Source organism: Pantoea sp. ICBG 1758, assembly GCF_002928325.1.
Classification (GTDB): domain Bacteria; phylum Pseudomonadota; class Gammaproteobacteria; order Enterobacterales; family Enterobacteriaceae; genus Pantoea; species Pantoea eucrina.
Map to the genome: position 1 here is coordinate 1991242 of NZ_POWL01000001.1, position 13639 is coordinate 2004880.

The 13639-nt window shown below is 57.2% G+C and carries 11 protein-coding genes and 1 rRNA gene; 9 read left to right on the top strand and 3 right to left on the bottom strand.

What is annotated here, in order from left to right; genetic code table 11:
• Positions 1-80 precede the first annotated feature (80 nt).
• The 4 genes from C1Y41_RS09595 to emrB all read left to right on the top strand — a co-directional run bounded on the left by C1Y41_RS09595 (position 81) and on the right by emrB (position 4837).
• Entirely contained in the window at positions 81-1259 is a 1179-nt protein-coding gene (locus tag C1Y41_RS09595; protein WP_094111737.1) for an MFS transporter, read from the top strand.
• A 174-nt stretch (positions 1260-1433) separates the two neighbouring features.
• The gene (gene mprA / locus C1Y41_RS09600) at positions 1434-1964 is read left to right on the top strand and encodes a transcriptional repressor MprA (RefSeq protein WP_039379772.1); all 531 of its coding nucleotides are present in this window, start codon (positions 1434-1436) and stop codon (positions 1962-1964) included.
• Positions 1965-2112: 148 nt separating this feature from the next.
• Positions 2113-3285 (top strand): multidrug efflux MFS transporter periplasmic adaptor subunit EmrA, encoded by a 1173-nt coding sequence (gene emrA, locus C1Y41_RS09605; protein ID WP_094111738.1) that lies wholly within the window; start codon positions 2113-2115, stop codon positions 3283-3285.
• Between the two features lie 16 nt (positions 3286-3301).
• A complete protein-coding gene (gene emrB, locus C1Y41_RS09610; RefSeq protein ID WP_039379775.1) occupies positions 3302-4837 on the top strand; it encodes a multidrug efflux MFS transporter permease subunit EmrB in 1536 nt (511 codons plus the stop codon).
• A gap of 39 nt (positions 4838-4876) precedes the next feature.
• Here the strand turns inward: emrB and C1Y41_RS09615 are convergent, their stop codons facing one another.
• Positions 4877-6043 (bottom strand): tRNA/rRNA methyltransferase, encoded by a 1167-nt coding sequence (locus C1Y41_RS09615; RefSeq protein ID WP_104085370.1) that lies wholly within the window; start codon positions 6041-6043, stop codon positions 4877-4879.
• A gap of 156 nt (positions 6044-6199) precedes the next feature.
• Between C1Y41_RS09615 and trxC the strand changes: the two genes are divergently transcribed.
• The 5 genes from trxC (at position 6200) to C1Y41_RS09640 (ending at position 11945) form a co-directional block, all read left to right on the top strand.
• Complete coding sequence (gene trxC, locus C1Y41_RS09620) at positions 6200-6619, top strand: thioredoxin TrxC (protein WP_039385620.1); 420 nt, start codon at positions 6200-6202, stop codon at positions 6617-6619.
• Between the two features lie 76 nt (positions 6620-6695).
• A complete protein-coding gene (locus C1Y41_RS09625) occupies positions 6696-7400 on the top strand; it encodes a tRNA-uridine aminocarboxypropyltransferase (RefSeq protein ID WP_104085322.1) in 705 nt (234 codons plus the stop codon).
• A gap of 86 nt (positions 7401-7486) precedes the next feature.
• Positions 7487-10189, top strand: a complete 2703-nt coding sequence (locus C1Y41_RS09630; RefSeq protein WP_039379780.1) for a bifunctional acetate--CoA ligase family protein/GNAT family N-acetyltransferase — start codon at positions 7487-7489, stop codon at positions 10187-10189.
• A gap of 75 nt (positions 10190-10264) precedes the next feature.
• The gene (gene pssA / locus C1Y41_RS09635; protein WP_071668497.1) at positions 10265-11620 is read left to right on the top strand and encodes a CDP-diacylglycerol--serine O-phosphatidyltransferase; all 1356 of its coding nucleotides are present in this window, start codon (positions 10265-10267) and stop codon (positions 11618-11620) included.
• A 4-nt stretch (positions 11621-11624) separates the two neighbouring features.
• Positions 11625-11945, top strand: coding sequence for a YfiM family lipoprotein (locus C1Y41_RS09640; protein WP_104085323.1), 321 nt, complete (start codon positions 11625-11627; stop codon positions 11943-11945).
• On the opposite strand, the gene C1Y41_RS09645 is transcribed toward C1Y41_RS09640, so the two are convergent.
• Both C1Y41_RS09645 and rrf read right to left on the bottom strand, forming a co-directional pair.
• Entirely contained in the window at positions 11946-13250 is a 1305-nt protein-coding gene (locus C1Y41_RS09645) for an MFS family transporter (RefSeq protein ID WP_065648614.1), read from the bottom strand.
• A 267-nt stretch (positions 13251-13517) separates the two neighbouring features.
• A 5S ribosomal RNA gene (gene rrf, locus C1Y41_RS09650) occupies positions 13518-13633 on the bottom strand.
• Between the last annotated feature and the right edge of the window lie 6 nt (positions 13634-13639).

The window sequence follows — 13639 nt, forward strand, 5'->3', positions numbered from 1 at the left end:
TCCTGTTAATTATCACAACTATGAAATAATTTTTTCGGTTACTATTATCCCCATATGATTATTTCACTGTGTATCCGCTCATGAGCTCATCTCCGGCACGCCTCAGTGCCCCATTAGTGGCGCTGATGTCAGTCGCGACAGGGCTGGCGGTGGCCAGTAACTATTACGTGCAGCCGCTGCTCGATACGATTGCGCATCAGTTTGGTCTCTCTGTCAGCGTAGCGGGCTTTATCGTGACCACCGCGCAGCTTGGCTACGCCTGTGGATTGCTGCTGCTGGTGCCGCTGGGCGATATGCTGGAACGGCGTGCTCTGATTGTTTCAATGAGCCTGCTGGCGGCGGGCGGCATGATGCTGACCGCCCTCTCCTCTTCGCTGACGCTGATGCTGCTGGGTACGGTGGTAACCGGTCTCTTCTCAGTGGTGGCACAGCTTCTGGTGCCGCTGGCGGCCACGCTGGCTGCTCCGGAAAAGCGTGGCAAAGTGGTAGGCACGGTCATGAGTGGCCTGCTGCTGGGCATTTTACTGGCGCGTACCGTTGCCGGCGCGCTGGCTCAGGTTGCCGGGTGGCGCAGCGTTTACTGGTGCGCCAGCGTGCTGATGATCCTGATGGCGCTGGCGCTATGGCGCTATCTGCCGCGCTACCAGCAGCGCGTGCCGCTTAACTACCTGCAGCTGCTGCGCTCAATTTTCTCCCTGTTCAGCGCCGATCGGGTGTTACGTACCCGGGCGCTGACCGGCTGCCTGAGTTTTGCAAACTTCAGCATGCTCTGGACTTCAATGGCCTTTTTACTCGCTGCACCGCCGTGGAATTTCAGCGAGGGCGAGATCGGCCTGCTGGGTCTGGCAGGGGCAGCAGGCGCGCTGGCGGCGCGTCAGGCGGGCGGACTGGCAGACCGGGGCAAAGCAAAACTCACCACCAGCGCCGGACTGGTGATCATGCTGATCTCCTGGGGCGTTACCGCACTCGGCAGCAGCAGCCTGCTGGCGCTGATTGCCGGCATTGTGCTGCTGGATCTGGCGGTTCAGGGCGTACATATCACCAACCAAAGCGTTATCTATCGCACTATGCCTGAAGCGCGTAATCGCCTGACATCCGGCTATATGACCAGCTATTTTACCGGTGGGGCGCTCGGCTCGGTGATCTCGGCCAACGCCTTTCATCTGTTTGGCTGGTATGGCGTCTGTGCGGCGGGTGCCCTGGCGACGCTACTTAATCTGATAATCTGGTGGCGTAACGCCAGCGCAGAGCCTGCCTGAGCAAGAAAAACAGCGTAAATCGGTAAGCGGCGCTGTCCATTAACAGGTGAGTTTGATATCGTTAGCAGTGTACTTATTCACTGTAGTTATTTTTACTCTCGAAATTATTCCACAGCGAAGCGGTTAGCGCGCTGAATGTGATAATTCTACGTTGCAATCAAGAGGTTTTTTTAGATGGAAAGTTCGTTTACTCCCATTGAGCAGATGCTGAACGTCCGGGCAAATCGTCATAAAGATTTTCCGCTGCAGGAAATTATCCTGACCCGCCTGTGTATGCATATGCAGGGCAAGCTGCTGGATAATCGCAACAAGATGCTCAAGGCACAGGGAATTAACGAAACCTTATTTATGGCGCTGATCACGCTGGATGCGCAGGAAAACCAGAGCATTCAGCCATCAGAACTGAGTGCGGCACTGGGCTCTTCACGCACCAACGCCACGCGCATTGCGGATGAACTGGAAAAGCGCGGCTGGATCGAACGCCGTGAAAGCGACAACGATCGCCGCTGCCTGCATCTGCATCTGACGGAAAAAGGCAACGAGTTTCTGCGTCAGCTGCTGCCGCCCCAGCACCAGAGCCTGCAGTATCTCTGGTCGTCACTGAGCGCCACCGAGCAGGAGCAGCTGGAAGCCATCACGCGCAAGCTGCTTAACCGTCTGGACAAAATGGACGAAGATCAGGTTATCGCCTCACTCTCTCGCTAATAGCAAGAAGTGCGACACAACCCCCTGCCGAAATCGCTATTTTAATTTTCCTTTATCTGGCCAGCGCCTTTTGCGCTGGCTTTTTCGATTCGGGTTACCGTGTTGATGGATCAGCACACCCCGACTTATGGCAAACGTGGAGAACGACATGAGTGCGACAGCGGAAGCTCAAAGCCCGCAACAGCCTGCAAACAAGAAGAAGAAGCGTAAAATTGCGCTGATCCTGCTGGCTGTCGTGTTTATTGTGGCCGGTATTGGCTATCTGACTTACTGGTATCTGGTGCTGCGTCATTTTCAGGAGACTGATGATGCCTATGTAGCAGGCAATCAGGTCCAGGTGATGGCGCAGGTTTCCGGCAGCGTTAACAAAGTATGGTTTGATGATACCGATCGCGTCAAAAAAGGCGACGTGCTGGTCTCACTGGATAAAACCGATGCGCAGCAGGCCTTTGAAAAAGCGCAGACCGCCCTGGCCACCAGCGTCCGCCAGACGCACCAGCTGATGATCAACGGCAGGCAGTATCAGGCCACGATCAAGCTGCAGCAGACGGCACTGGAACAGGCTGAAGCCGATCTGAAGCGCCGCGAACCGCTGGGCGCCTCAAATCTGATTGGCCGTGAAGAGCTGCAGCACGCGCGTGACGCCGTGGCGACCGCGAAAGCGCAGCTTGACGTCGCTGTGCAGCAATATAATGCCAACCAGGCGATGATTCTGAACACCAGTCTGGAAAACCAGCCTGCGGTGCAGCAGAGCGCCGCTGCCCTGCGCGACGCCTGGCTTAATCTGCAGCGTACCGATATACGCAGCCCGATTGATGGCTATGTTTCACGCCGCAGCGTGCAGGTAGGCTCGCAAATCTCCACCACCACCCCGCTGCTGGCCGTAGTGCCCGCCACCAACCTGTGGGTAGATGCCAACTTCAAAGAGACGCAGCTTGCCGGCGTCCGCATCGGCCAGTCTGCAACTGTAGTCAGCGATATCTATGGTGATGATGTGGTCTATCACGGCAAGGTCGCGGGACTCGATATGGGAACCGGCAGCGCCTTCTCGCTGCTGCCCGCGCAAAACGCTACCGGCAACTGGATCAAAGTCGTACAGCGCCTGCCGGTGCGTATTGAACTGAACCCGGATGAAGTGGCGGCGCATCCGCTGCGCATCGGACTCTCGACTCTGGTGAAGGTTGATACGCAGAACAAAGAGGGTGCAGTGCTGGCAGGCGCCGTTCGTCCGCAGGCCGCCTATGAGAGCAACGCGCTGGCGATTGATCTTGCGCCGGTCAACCAGATGATTACCGCTATCGTTCGTGCCAACGCGGGCTGATCCGCCGGAGACTGTTATGGCACAAAAACCGCTTGAGGGCGCGCCACTTGTTCTGATGACTATCGCCCTGTCGCTGGCGACATTTATGCAGGTGCTCGACTCAACTATCGCCAACGTGGCGATCCCGACCATTGCCGGTAATCTGGGCGCGTCGAATTCACAGGGCACCTGGGTTATCACCTCGTTCGGGGTGGCTAACGCCATCTCGATTCCGATTACCGGCTGGCTGGCAAAGCGCATCGGTGAAGTGAAGCTTTTCACCTGGGCAACCATTCTGTTTGCGCTCGCCTCCTGGGCGTGTGGCATGTCAGAAAGCCTGGAGATGCTGATCTTTTTCCGTATTCTGCAGGGAATTGTGGCCGGTCCGCTGATCCCGCTGTCGCAAAGCCTGCTGCTGAGTAACTACCCTCCGGCTAAACGCAGTATTGCCCTGTCGCTGTGGGCGATGACGGTGATCGTTGCGCCAATCTGCGGCCCGATCCTGGGCGGCTGGATCAGCGATAACTATCACTGGGGCTGGATCTTCTTTATCAACGTGCCGATTGGCATCGTGGTGGTGATGCTGACGCTGCAGACGCTGCGCGGTCGTGAAACCAAAACTGAGATCCGCCCGATCGATATTGTCGGTCTGGTGCTGCTGGTGGTGGGCATCGGCGCGCTGCAGGTGATGCTGGATCGCGGTAAGGAGCTCGACTGGTTCAGCTCGACAGAGATTATCGTGCTGGCGGTGGTCGCCGTGGTGGCGCTGGCGGTGCTGCTGGTGTGGGAGCTGACGGACGATCATCCGATCGTTGACCTGTCGCTGTTTAAAATGCGCAACTTCACCATTGGCTGTCTGTCGATAAGCCTGGCCTACATGCTCTACTTCGGCTCCATTGTGCTGTTGCCGCAGCTGCTGCAGGAGGTCTACGGCTATACCGCTACCTGGGCCGGACTGGCATCTGCCCCGGTCGGGATTATTCCGGTGATCCTCTCACCCATTATTGGCCGGTTCGCCCACAAGCTCGATATGCGCCGGCTGGTGACCTTTAGCTTTATTATGTACGCCGTCTGTTTTTACTGGCGCGCCTACACCTTTGAACCCGGCATGGACTTCGGCGCATCCGCCTGGCCGCAGTTTATTCAGGGCTTTGCCGTGGCCTGTTTCTTTATGCCGCTGACCACCATTACGCTGTCGGGACTGCCGCCGGAGCGCCTCGCCGCAGCCTCCAGCCTCTCTAACTTTGTGCGTACGCTGGCAGGATCGATCGGAACCTCTATTACCACGACCCTGTGGACCAACCGCGAGTCGATGCATCACAGCTATCTGAGCGAATCCGTCAATCCTTACAACCAGAATTCGCAGGAGATGTATGCGCAGCTGGAAGGCATGGGCATGAGCCACCAGCAGGCGTCTGCGTGGATTGCGCGGGAGATCACTAATCAGGGCCTGATTATTTCAGCCAATGAGATTTTCTGGGCGTCTGCGGGGGTGTTTGTGATTCTGCTGGTGCTGGTATGGTTTGCCCGTCCGCCATTTGGTGCAGGCGGCGGAGGGGGTGGCGCACACTAGCCGCCACCATGCAAAACGGGCCGCTATGGCCCGTTTTTTTTATGCGTTCTGACGCCACCATTCGGCCAGCAGAATACCGGTTGCTACCGAGACGTTCAGGCTCTCGACGTTGCCGGTTCCGCCAATCGACAGGTTGAGTTCGCCCTGCCGGAAGGTGCTGTCTGAAAGCCCTTCCCGCTCCTGACCCAGCACCAGTACCATTTTCGCCGGCAGTTCGGCGCGCGCCAGCGGCGTGCCCTCGTGGCTCGACGTGGTCACGATGGTGTAGCCCGCCTTGCGGAACGCATCAAGGCTTGCAGCGAAATCTTCGCCGTTGATCGCCTGTACGTGCTCAGCGCCGCCTTCAGCAGTACGCACGGCGGCGCCCGACTCCAGCTGCGACGCGTCGTTCACCAGCAGCCCCTTCACGCCAAAATGCGCGCAGCTGCGCATAATGCCGCCCAGGTTATGCGGGTTGCTGACATCTTCCAGCGCCAGCACGCAATCTTTACGCTCTGCCTTTTTCAGCCACTCTAATACCGCCATGCCGCTGCGCTTTTTGATAATAAAGCAGACGCCGCCGTGATGTTCGGTACCGGACGCTTTCGCCAGCTCAGCCTCCTCAACCACGTGATACGCTTTGCGGTTTGCGGCCAGCCAGCGCAGTGTTTCGCGGAAGCGCGGCGTAACGCTCTGGACAAACCAGGCGCGCACGATGCTCTCCGGACGGCTCAGGAACAGCGCCTGACAGGCGTTTTCGCCATAGACGCGCGTCTCTTCCTGACGCTGACGGCGGATCTGCTCGGAATCGATTACCGGCTTCGCGTCAGCGGCGTCATCCGCCGGGCTGTCGGCAGCGGCAACCGGCGGGCGGGATACGGTGCGCCACGGCGAATCACTGAAGCCGCGATCGTCGCGGTCGTTACGCTCAGGGCGGCTGCTGCGCTCGCTACGGTCATTACGATCCGTGCGGCGGCCGCGTCCGGCATCATCGCTGCTGCGCGGCGCGCGTGAGCGACCGGAATCGTCACCGCTGCGTGGCGCGCGCGCGCGATCGCTTTCGTCATTGTTGCGATTGCTGCGGGGAGCAGAGCGACGATTATCTTCCTGGCGCGCAGCAGGACGGCCGCCTTTGCCGGTACGCGGATTTGGCTTACTGCCGCCCTCCTCTTCACGTACATACATCACTTTTACCTTGCCGCTTTTGCCTTTAAATTCGTCGTTCATCTGTTCCTCCAGCATTGAGAGCGCGAAGATTACCTGATGTGCCAGCGCTTAGCTATCAACTATTGAACCTATTGGGTAATCCAGATTGAGCATAGCATCCAGCCTTTTCATAATACGACTCTATCATCAGATTTACAGGACCGGTTTAAGATGACAATGAATACTGTGTGCGCCGGCTGTCAGGCAGTTAACCGCGTTCCCGAAGCGCGTCTGGCCGACGGTGCAAAGTGCGGTCGCTGCGGCGAAGCGCTTTTCAACGGCGAGGTGGTTAATGCCACGGCCGCTACGCTGGATAAATATCTGCAGGATGACCTGCCGGTCGTGATCGACTTCTGGGCGCCGTGGTGCGGCCCCTGCGTGAACTTTGCGCCCGTATTTAAAGAAGTTGCGGCCGAACGCAGCGGCAAAGTGCGTTTTATTAAAGTCAATACGGAAGCTGAGCAGGCGCTCAGCACGCGTTTTCGTATCCGCACGATCCCGACCATCATGATTTTTAAACGGGGCGAAATGGTCGATATGCTGAATGGCGCGATGCCGAAAACGCCGTTTAATGAGTGGCTCGACGAAACCCTGTAGTCACTGAAGGCCAGCAGATTGCTGGCCTTGCTTTCCCCCTTCTATTACACTGACGTTTTTCCTGCCCTGCCTGTCTATGTCTGAAAATGCTGTTCTGCGCTTACGGGCGCAACGTCTGGCCCGCGCTACGCGGCCCTTTCTCGCGCGCGGTAATCGCGTTGTGCGCTGTCAGCGCTGTCTGTTGCCGCACAGGCACTGCCTGTGTGCCACGCTGCAGCCGCAGCAGTCGCGCAGCCGCTTCTGCCTGGTGATGTTCGATACTGAACCGATGAAGCCCAGCAATACCGGACGCCTGATTGCCGATGTGCTGCCGGATACCCTCGCCTTCGGCTGGTCGCGAACGGAGCCTGACCCGGCGCTGCTGGCAGCAGTGCAGAGCAGCGACTATCAGCCGGTGGTGGTGTTCCCCGCCTCTTATGCCGATCCCGGACGTGAGGTGCTGACTGCGCCGCCGGTCAGCGGTAAACCGCCACTGTTTATTATGCTGGATGGCACCTGGTCTGAGGCGCGCAAAATGTTTCGTAAAAGCCCGTGGCTGGACCATTTTCCGGTGATGTCACTGAGCGTGAGCACCCCATCGCGCTACACCCTGCGGGAGGCGCACGGCAAAGGGCAGCACTGCACGGCAGAGGTCGCTGCGGCCCTGCTTGCTCAGGCGGGCGACAGCGCGGCCGCCAGCGCCCTGCAGCAGCACTTTGAACAGTTCCGTCACGCCTACCTTGCGGGCAAACCACACCATCCGGTTCATACACAGCAGGCGATAAACAGCAGCGAAAACTGAAGCTGGCTCGCAGCCTGACAGCAGCAAATCGGTTTTCGCTGTAAAAGCGTTTACAATCATGCCAATCCCGACAGCAGGAGTGGATGATGAGTCAACGTGGACTGGAAGCGCTGTTAAGACCTAAATCGATTGCGGTAATTGGCGCCTCGGTAACGCCGGGGCGTGCCGGCTATTTCCTGATGCGCAACCTGCTGGCGGGCGGCTTTAGCGGCCCGGTGCTGCCGGTTACGCCAAAATATAAGGCGGTACAGGGCGTGCTGGCATGGCCCGATATCGCCAGTCTGCCTTTTGCTCCCGATCTGGCCATTATCTGCACCCATGCAAAGCGCAATCCAGAGCTGCTGCAGCAGCTGGGCGAAAAAGGCTGCAGAGCCTGCATTATTCTCTCCTCACCCGCCAGCCAGCTTGAGACGCTGAAAACCTGCGCCAGCCAGTGGCAGATTCGCCTGCTCGGCCCTAACAGTCTTGGACTGCTGGCCCCGTGGCAGGGGCTGAACGCCAGCTTCTCGCCGGTGCCCATCGCTAAAGGGCGTATTGCTTTTGTTTCACAGTCTGCCGCGGTCTCAAATACCATCCTCGACTGGGCGCAGCAGCGGAATCTCGGCTTCTCCTGGTTTATCGCGCTGGGCGACAGCCTCGATATCGATGTCGATGACGTGCTCGATTTTCTGGCACGCGACCCGAAAACCAGCGCTATCCTGCTCTACCTGGAACACCTGAGCGATGCCCGGCGTTTTGTCTCCGCCTCGCGCAGCGCCTCACGCAATAAGCCTATTCTGGTCATCAAAAGCGGACGCAGCCGGGAGGCGCAGGCGATGATTGGCACCCTGAGCGGCCTGGATGCCGCCTGGGATGCCGCAATACAACGCGCCGGCCTGCTGCGCGTGCAGGATACGCATGAACTTTTCTCTGCGGTTGAATCACTCAGCCACATGCGTCCGCTGCGCGGCGAGCGCCTGATGATCGTCAGCAACGGCGCTGCGCCGGCTGCTCTGGCGCTGGATGCGCTCTATGCGCGCAGCGGTAAGCTGGCTTCGCTGGATGAGGCGATGCGACAGAGAGTAGCCTCACTACTGCCGGAGGGCGCTGGCCGGGGAAACCCGCTGGATTTAAAAGATGACGCCACACCTGCCCGCTACGTTGCCTGCATTGAACTGCTGCTCGACAGTCATGATTTTGACGCCCTGATGATTATTCACTCCCCCAGCGCGGTTGCGCCAGCGACCGAGACGGCGGAGCAGATTATTGCTGCACTCGCGCGTCATCCGCGCGGCAGGCAGATCACGCTGCTGACTAACTGGTGCGGTGAATCCTCATCCCAGGCGGCGCGGCGCGCCTTTACCCAGGCCGGCATTCCGACCTGGCGCACCCCGGAAGGCACCGTGACCGCGTTTATGCATCAGGTCGAGTATCGCCGTAACCAGAAGCAGCTGCGGGAAACGCCGGCGCTGCCACCGGGGCTGCAGCAAAACAGCGCTAAAGCGCATCAGCTGCTGCAGCAGGCACTTGACCGCGGTGTGACCACGCTGGATACCCATGAGGTGCAGCCTGTTATGCAGGCTTATGGTCTGACAACGCTGCCCGGCTGGATCGCAAGCGACAGTCAGGAAGCGGTCACTATTGCTGAGCAGACGGGCTATCCGGTCGCCCTCAAACTGCGCTCGCCCGATATCGCCCATAAATCTGAGGTACAGGGTGTGATGCTCTATCTGCGCAGCGCTGCCGAGGTGAAACAGGCCGCACAGGCTATTTTTGAGCGCGTGCGCAGCACGCATCCGCAGGCGCGCGTCGATGGCCTGCTGGTACAGAGTATGGCCAGCCGGGCTGGCGCTCAGGAGCTGCGCGTAGTGGTAGACCAGGATCCGCTGTTTGGCCCGATTATCCTGCTCGGCGAAGGGGGGGCTGAATGGCAGCCTGATAAGCAGGCCGCCGTAGCGCTGCCGCCGCTGAATATGACGCTGGCGCGCTATCTGGTGATTCAGGCGATAAAAAGCGGCAAGATCCGCAGCCGCAGCGCGCTGCATCCGCTCGATATCGCCGGGCTGAGCCAGTTGCTGGTACAGGTATCAAACCTGGTGGTGGATTGTCCGGAGATCCAGCGGCTTGATATTCATCCGCTGCTGGCATCGGCAGAAACCTTTACCCTTATTGACGTCACGCTGCAGCTGGCCCCTTTTAGCGGCGACAGCGAGGCGCGGCTGGTTATCCGCCCTTACCCACAGCATCTGGAGGAGCAGGTTGAGTTGAAAGATGGCCAGCACTGCCTGTTTCGCCCAATCCTGCCTGAGGATGAGCCGCAGCTGCGCGCTTTTATTGCGCAGGTGACTAAAGAGGATCTCTACTACCGCTATTTCAGTGAAATCAGCGAATTCACCCACGATGATTTAGCCAATATGACGCAGATAGATTACGACCGCGAAATGGCGATTGTGGCGGTACGCCAGCGGGAAGGCGCTGAAGAGGAGATTATCGGCGTTACCCGCGCGATATCTGACGCTGATAATGTCGATGCGGAGTTTTCAGTGCTGGTTCGTTCCGATCTCAAAGGGCTGGGTATGGGGCGACGGCTGCTGGAGAAGATGATTCGCTATACCCGCGATCACGGTCTGCAACAATTGAACGGTATAACCATGCCGCACAATAGCGGCATGATTACGCTGGCGCGCAAACTTAACTTTCGCGTGAATATTCAGCTTGATGATGGCATTGTCACGCTTAATTTACCGTTGATTGACGTCGTAACGCCGCCTGTAGAGAACGGTAAAAATCCTCCTCAACAGGTGAGTTGATGTTATTATTTGACGTTAGGATCATGATTTGATGGCAAAAGGCCATACAAATGAACAGAGAAGAAGTGCACTGTGATGTTGTCTAAATTTAAACGCAATAAACACCAACAACACCTCGCACAGCTGCCTAAACTGTCACAATCTGTGTCGGATGTGACCACGCTTTTTTCGCCCGCTGAGTTTCGCGAAACGCTGCTGGCAAAAATTGCAGCGGCAGAAAAACGCATCTGTATTGCTGCGCTCTATCTGGAAAATGATGATGGCGGCCGCAGTATTATGGAGGCGCTGTATGCGGCGCGTCAGGCTCGTCCGGAACTGGATATCGCCATTCTGGTAGACTGGCATCGTGCGCAGCGTGGACGTATCGGTGCGGCGCGTGGCCTGACCAATGCTGACTGGTACTGCGAGATGGCTACCCGGCATCCGGATATTGCTATTCCGGTTTATGGTATTCCGGTTAATACGCGGGAAGCGCTGGGCGTCCTGCATCTCAAAGGTTTTATCATCGACGATACGCTGCTTTACAGCGGAGCCAGCCTGAATGATGTCTATCTGCATCAGCATGAACGGTACCGCTACGATCGCTATCAGCTGATTCGTAATCCACAGTTAACGAATGCGATGTATGAGTGGATCGATGAAAACCTGAAACAGTCTGATGCGGTCAACCGCCTCGATCAGGCTGAGCGTCCTTCCAGCCCGGAAATCAAAAACGAGACGCGTCAGTTTCGCAGCGAGCTGCGCAGTTTTCATTATCATTTTACCGGCGATGCCGGTAACGATACGCTGGCGGTGACGCCGCTGGTGGGTCTGGGCAAGCGCAGCTTACTTAATAAAACTATTTTCCATCTGATGCCCTGCGCCGAGCAGAAGCTGACGCTCTGCACACCTTACTTTAATCTGCCTGCCATTCTGGTGCGTAACCTGATCCATCTGCTGCGTCAGGGCAAGGATGTCGAGATTATTGTCGGTGATAAAACGGCGAACGATTTCTATATTCCGCCGTCTGAGCCCTTCAAAGTGATCGGCGCCCTGCCCTACCTTTATGAGATCAACCTGCGCCGTTTTCTCAGCCGCCTGCAGTACTATGTTGATAACGGTCAGCTGACGGTACGCCTGTGGAAAGATGGTGAGAACAGCTATCACCTGAAAGGCATCTGGGTTGATGATGAGTGGATGATGATCACCGGCAACAACCTTAATCCGCGCGCGTGGCGTCTGGATCTGGAAAATGCCGTGTTGATTCACGATCCGCTTAATCAGCTGGCGGAACAGCGCGAGAAAGAGCTGACGCTAATCCGCGAACATACTACGGTGGTGACTCACTTTCGCGAGCTGGAAAGTATCTCTGACTACCCTGCCAAAGTGCGCAAGCTTATCCGTCGTCTGCGACGTATCCGCATCGACCGGCTGATCAGCAGGTTGCTGTAAAATCGTGCGGGCGTGCATCCTCTGTATAGCGTTGCTGTGTAGCGGATGTGCGCATCAGGCGCAGGATAGCTGGACCGGTAAAGATAAAGCGCAGCACTATGTCGCCTCCGCGCTGCTTGCTGCCGCCGGCAGCGAAATTGCCCATCATCAGCAGCAGGATAACGCCCAAAATATGGGTTTTGGCCTGATGTTTTCACTCAGTTTTGGCGCGGCAAAAGAGCTCTATGACAGCCGTGCGGCAGGAAGCGGCTGGAGCTGGAAAGATCTGGCATGGGATGCCGCCGGCGCTGCCAGCGGCATCATGCTCTGGAATATCCGTCACTGACTACAGCGCAATTCCTTTACCCTTGCGATGCAGCATAAGCGAAACCAGGAAAGAGAGTGCGCCCATGGCTGAGACGTACCAGAAGAAGCTGGTTTCAATGCCCTCTCTTTTCATCAGCAGTGCAACATATTCTGCCGATCCACCAAAAATCGCGTTAGCCACCGCATAAGAGAGTCCCACACCCAGCGCACGCACCTCTGGCGGAAACATCTCAGCTTTAAGAATACCGCTGATAGCGGTATAGAAGCTGGTGATAACCAGCGCCAGCATAACCAGCAGGAATGCGACCCAGTGATTGTCGGTATGTTGCAGCAGCAGCAGGACAGGCACGGTGCACGTTGCAGCACCTGCACCAAATATCATCATGGAAGCCCGCCGTCCGATTTTGTCGGATAGCGCCCCGATAATGGGCTGGATCACCATAAAGACCAGTAAAGCACCGGTCATCAGACCGCTGGCACTGCGCGCATCCATCCCTGCAGTATTGACCAGGTACTTCTGCATATAGGTGGTGAAGGTGTAGAAACTCAGCGATCCGCCGGCGGTAAAGCCAAGCACCATAAAGAAGGCGCGTGAGTGATTGCGTAACAGCCCGATCACGCTGCCCGCATCGCGATGCGTACGATGCGATTTCTCAGAGGTTTCATTGAGAGAGCGTCGCAGCCAGAGTGCGACGATGGCCAGTCCGGCACCGATGAAAAACGGAATACGCCAGCCCCAGCTGCGCAGCGCTTCATCATCCAGCAACTGTTGCAGTACGACTACGGTTAATACTGCCATTAGCTGACCGCCAATCAGCGTCACATACTGAAAAGAAGCATAAAAGCCTTTTCGCCCTTCCAGCGCGACTTCACTCATATAGGTTGCACTGGTGCCATACTCGCCACCCACTGACAGTCCCTGAAACATACGTGCCAGCAGGAGAATGATCGGCGCTGCTATGCCAATTTCGCCATAGCCCGGCAGGCACGCTATTACCAGAGAGCCCAGGCACATCATGCAGACCGAGATCAGCATGGAGGTTTTACGTCCATGTTTATCGGCAATGTAGCCAAACAGCCAGCCGCCAATCGGTCGCATCAGGAAACCTGCAGCGAATACCCCTGCTGTTTGCAGTAGCTGCGTGGTGGTATCGCCTGCCGGAAAAAAGACATGAGCAAAATAGAGGGAGAAAAAAGAGTAAACGTAAAAGTCAAACCACTCAACCAGGTTACCGGATGACGCACCGACAATTGCCCTGATCCTTTGCCGCGTTTCGGCTGCTGATACGGGCGGTCGGCTGTTTTGATGTTCCAGATGGGTCATGCTTTACCTCATTTCCTTGCGAAGAAAGAACGCGAAGCGGGTAGTAAAACATTAGTTTGCCCGGTAAGGGAATTGTCGCTGCTCCGGAATGAGACGCGATAATAAAGAATGAGGACAGGTGCCGCTGCTGGATATCAACCAGCCTGACCGCATCGCTGACTTTATCGCCAGCTGGCTGAAAAAAGCTTAACTTTTACTCATTTCTGCGTTTTCTGCAGACGTAAAAAAGCCCTGAACGTCTGTTCAGGGCTCTCTTACTTGATGGATGCCTGGCAGTTCCCTACTCTCGCATGGGGAGGCCCCACACTACCATCGGCGCTACGGCGTTTCACTTCTGAGTTCGGCATGGGGTCAGGTGGGACCGCCGCGCTGTGGCCGCCAGGCAAATT

Bases quoted from the DNA above. Each gene is read 5' to 3' on its own strand.
- C1Y41_RS09595 (WP_094111737.1), top strand. From the start codon at position 81: ATGAGCTCATCTCCGGCACGCCTCAGTGCCCCATTAGTGGCGCTGATG.
- mprA (WP_039379772.1), top strand. From the start codon at position 1,434: ATGGAAAGTTCGTTTACTCCCATTGAGCAGATGCTGAACGTCCGGGCA.
- emrA (WP_094111738.1), top strand. From the start codon at position 2,113: ATGAGTGCGACAGCGGAAGCTCAAAGCCCGCAACAGCCTGCAAACAAG.
- emrB (WP_039379775.1), top strand. From the start codon at position 3,302: ATGGCACAAAAACCGCTTGAGGGCGCGCCACTTGTTCTGATGACTATC.
- C1Y41_RS09615 (WP_104085370.1), bottom strand. From the start codon at position 6,043: ATGAACGACGAATTTAAAGGCAAAAGCGGCAAGGTAAAAGTGATGTAT.
- trxC (WP_039385620.1), top strand. From the start codon at position 6,200: ATGAATACTGTGTGCGCCGGCTGTCAGGCAGTTAACCGCGTTCCCGAA.
- C1Y41_RS09625 (WP_104085322.1), top strand. From the start codon at position 6,696: ATGTCTGAAAATGCTGTTCTGCGCTTACGGGCGCAACGTCTGGCCCGC.
- C1Y41_RS09630 (WP_039379780.1), top strand. From the start codon at position 7,487: ATGAGTCAACGTGGACTGGAAGCGCTGTTAAGACCTAAATCGATTGCG.
- pssA (WP_071668497.1), top strand. From the start codon at position 10,265: ATGTTGTCTAAATTTAAACGCAATAAACACCAACAACACCTCGCACAG.
- C1Y41_RS09645 (WP_065648614.1), bottom strand. From the start codon at position 13,250: ATGACCCATCTGGAACATCAAAACAGCCGACCGCCCGTATCAGCAGCC.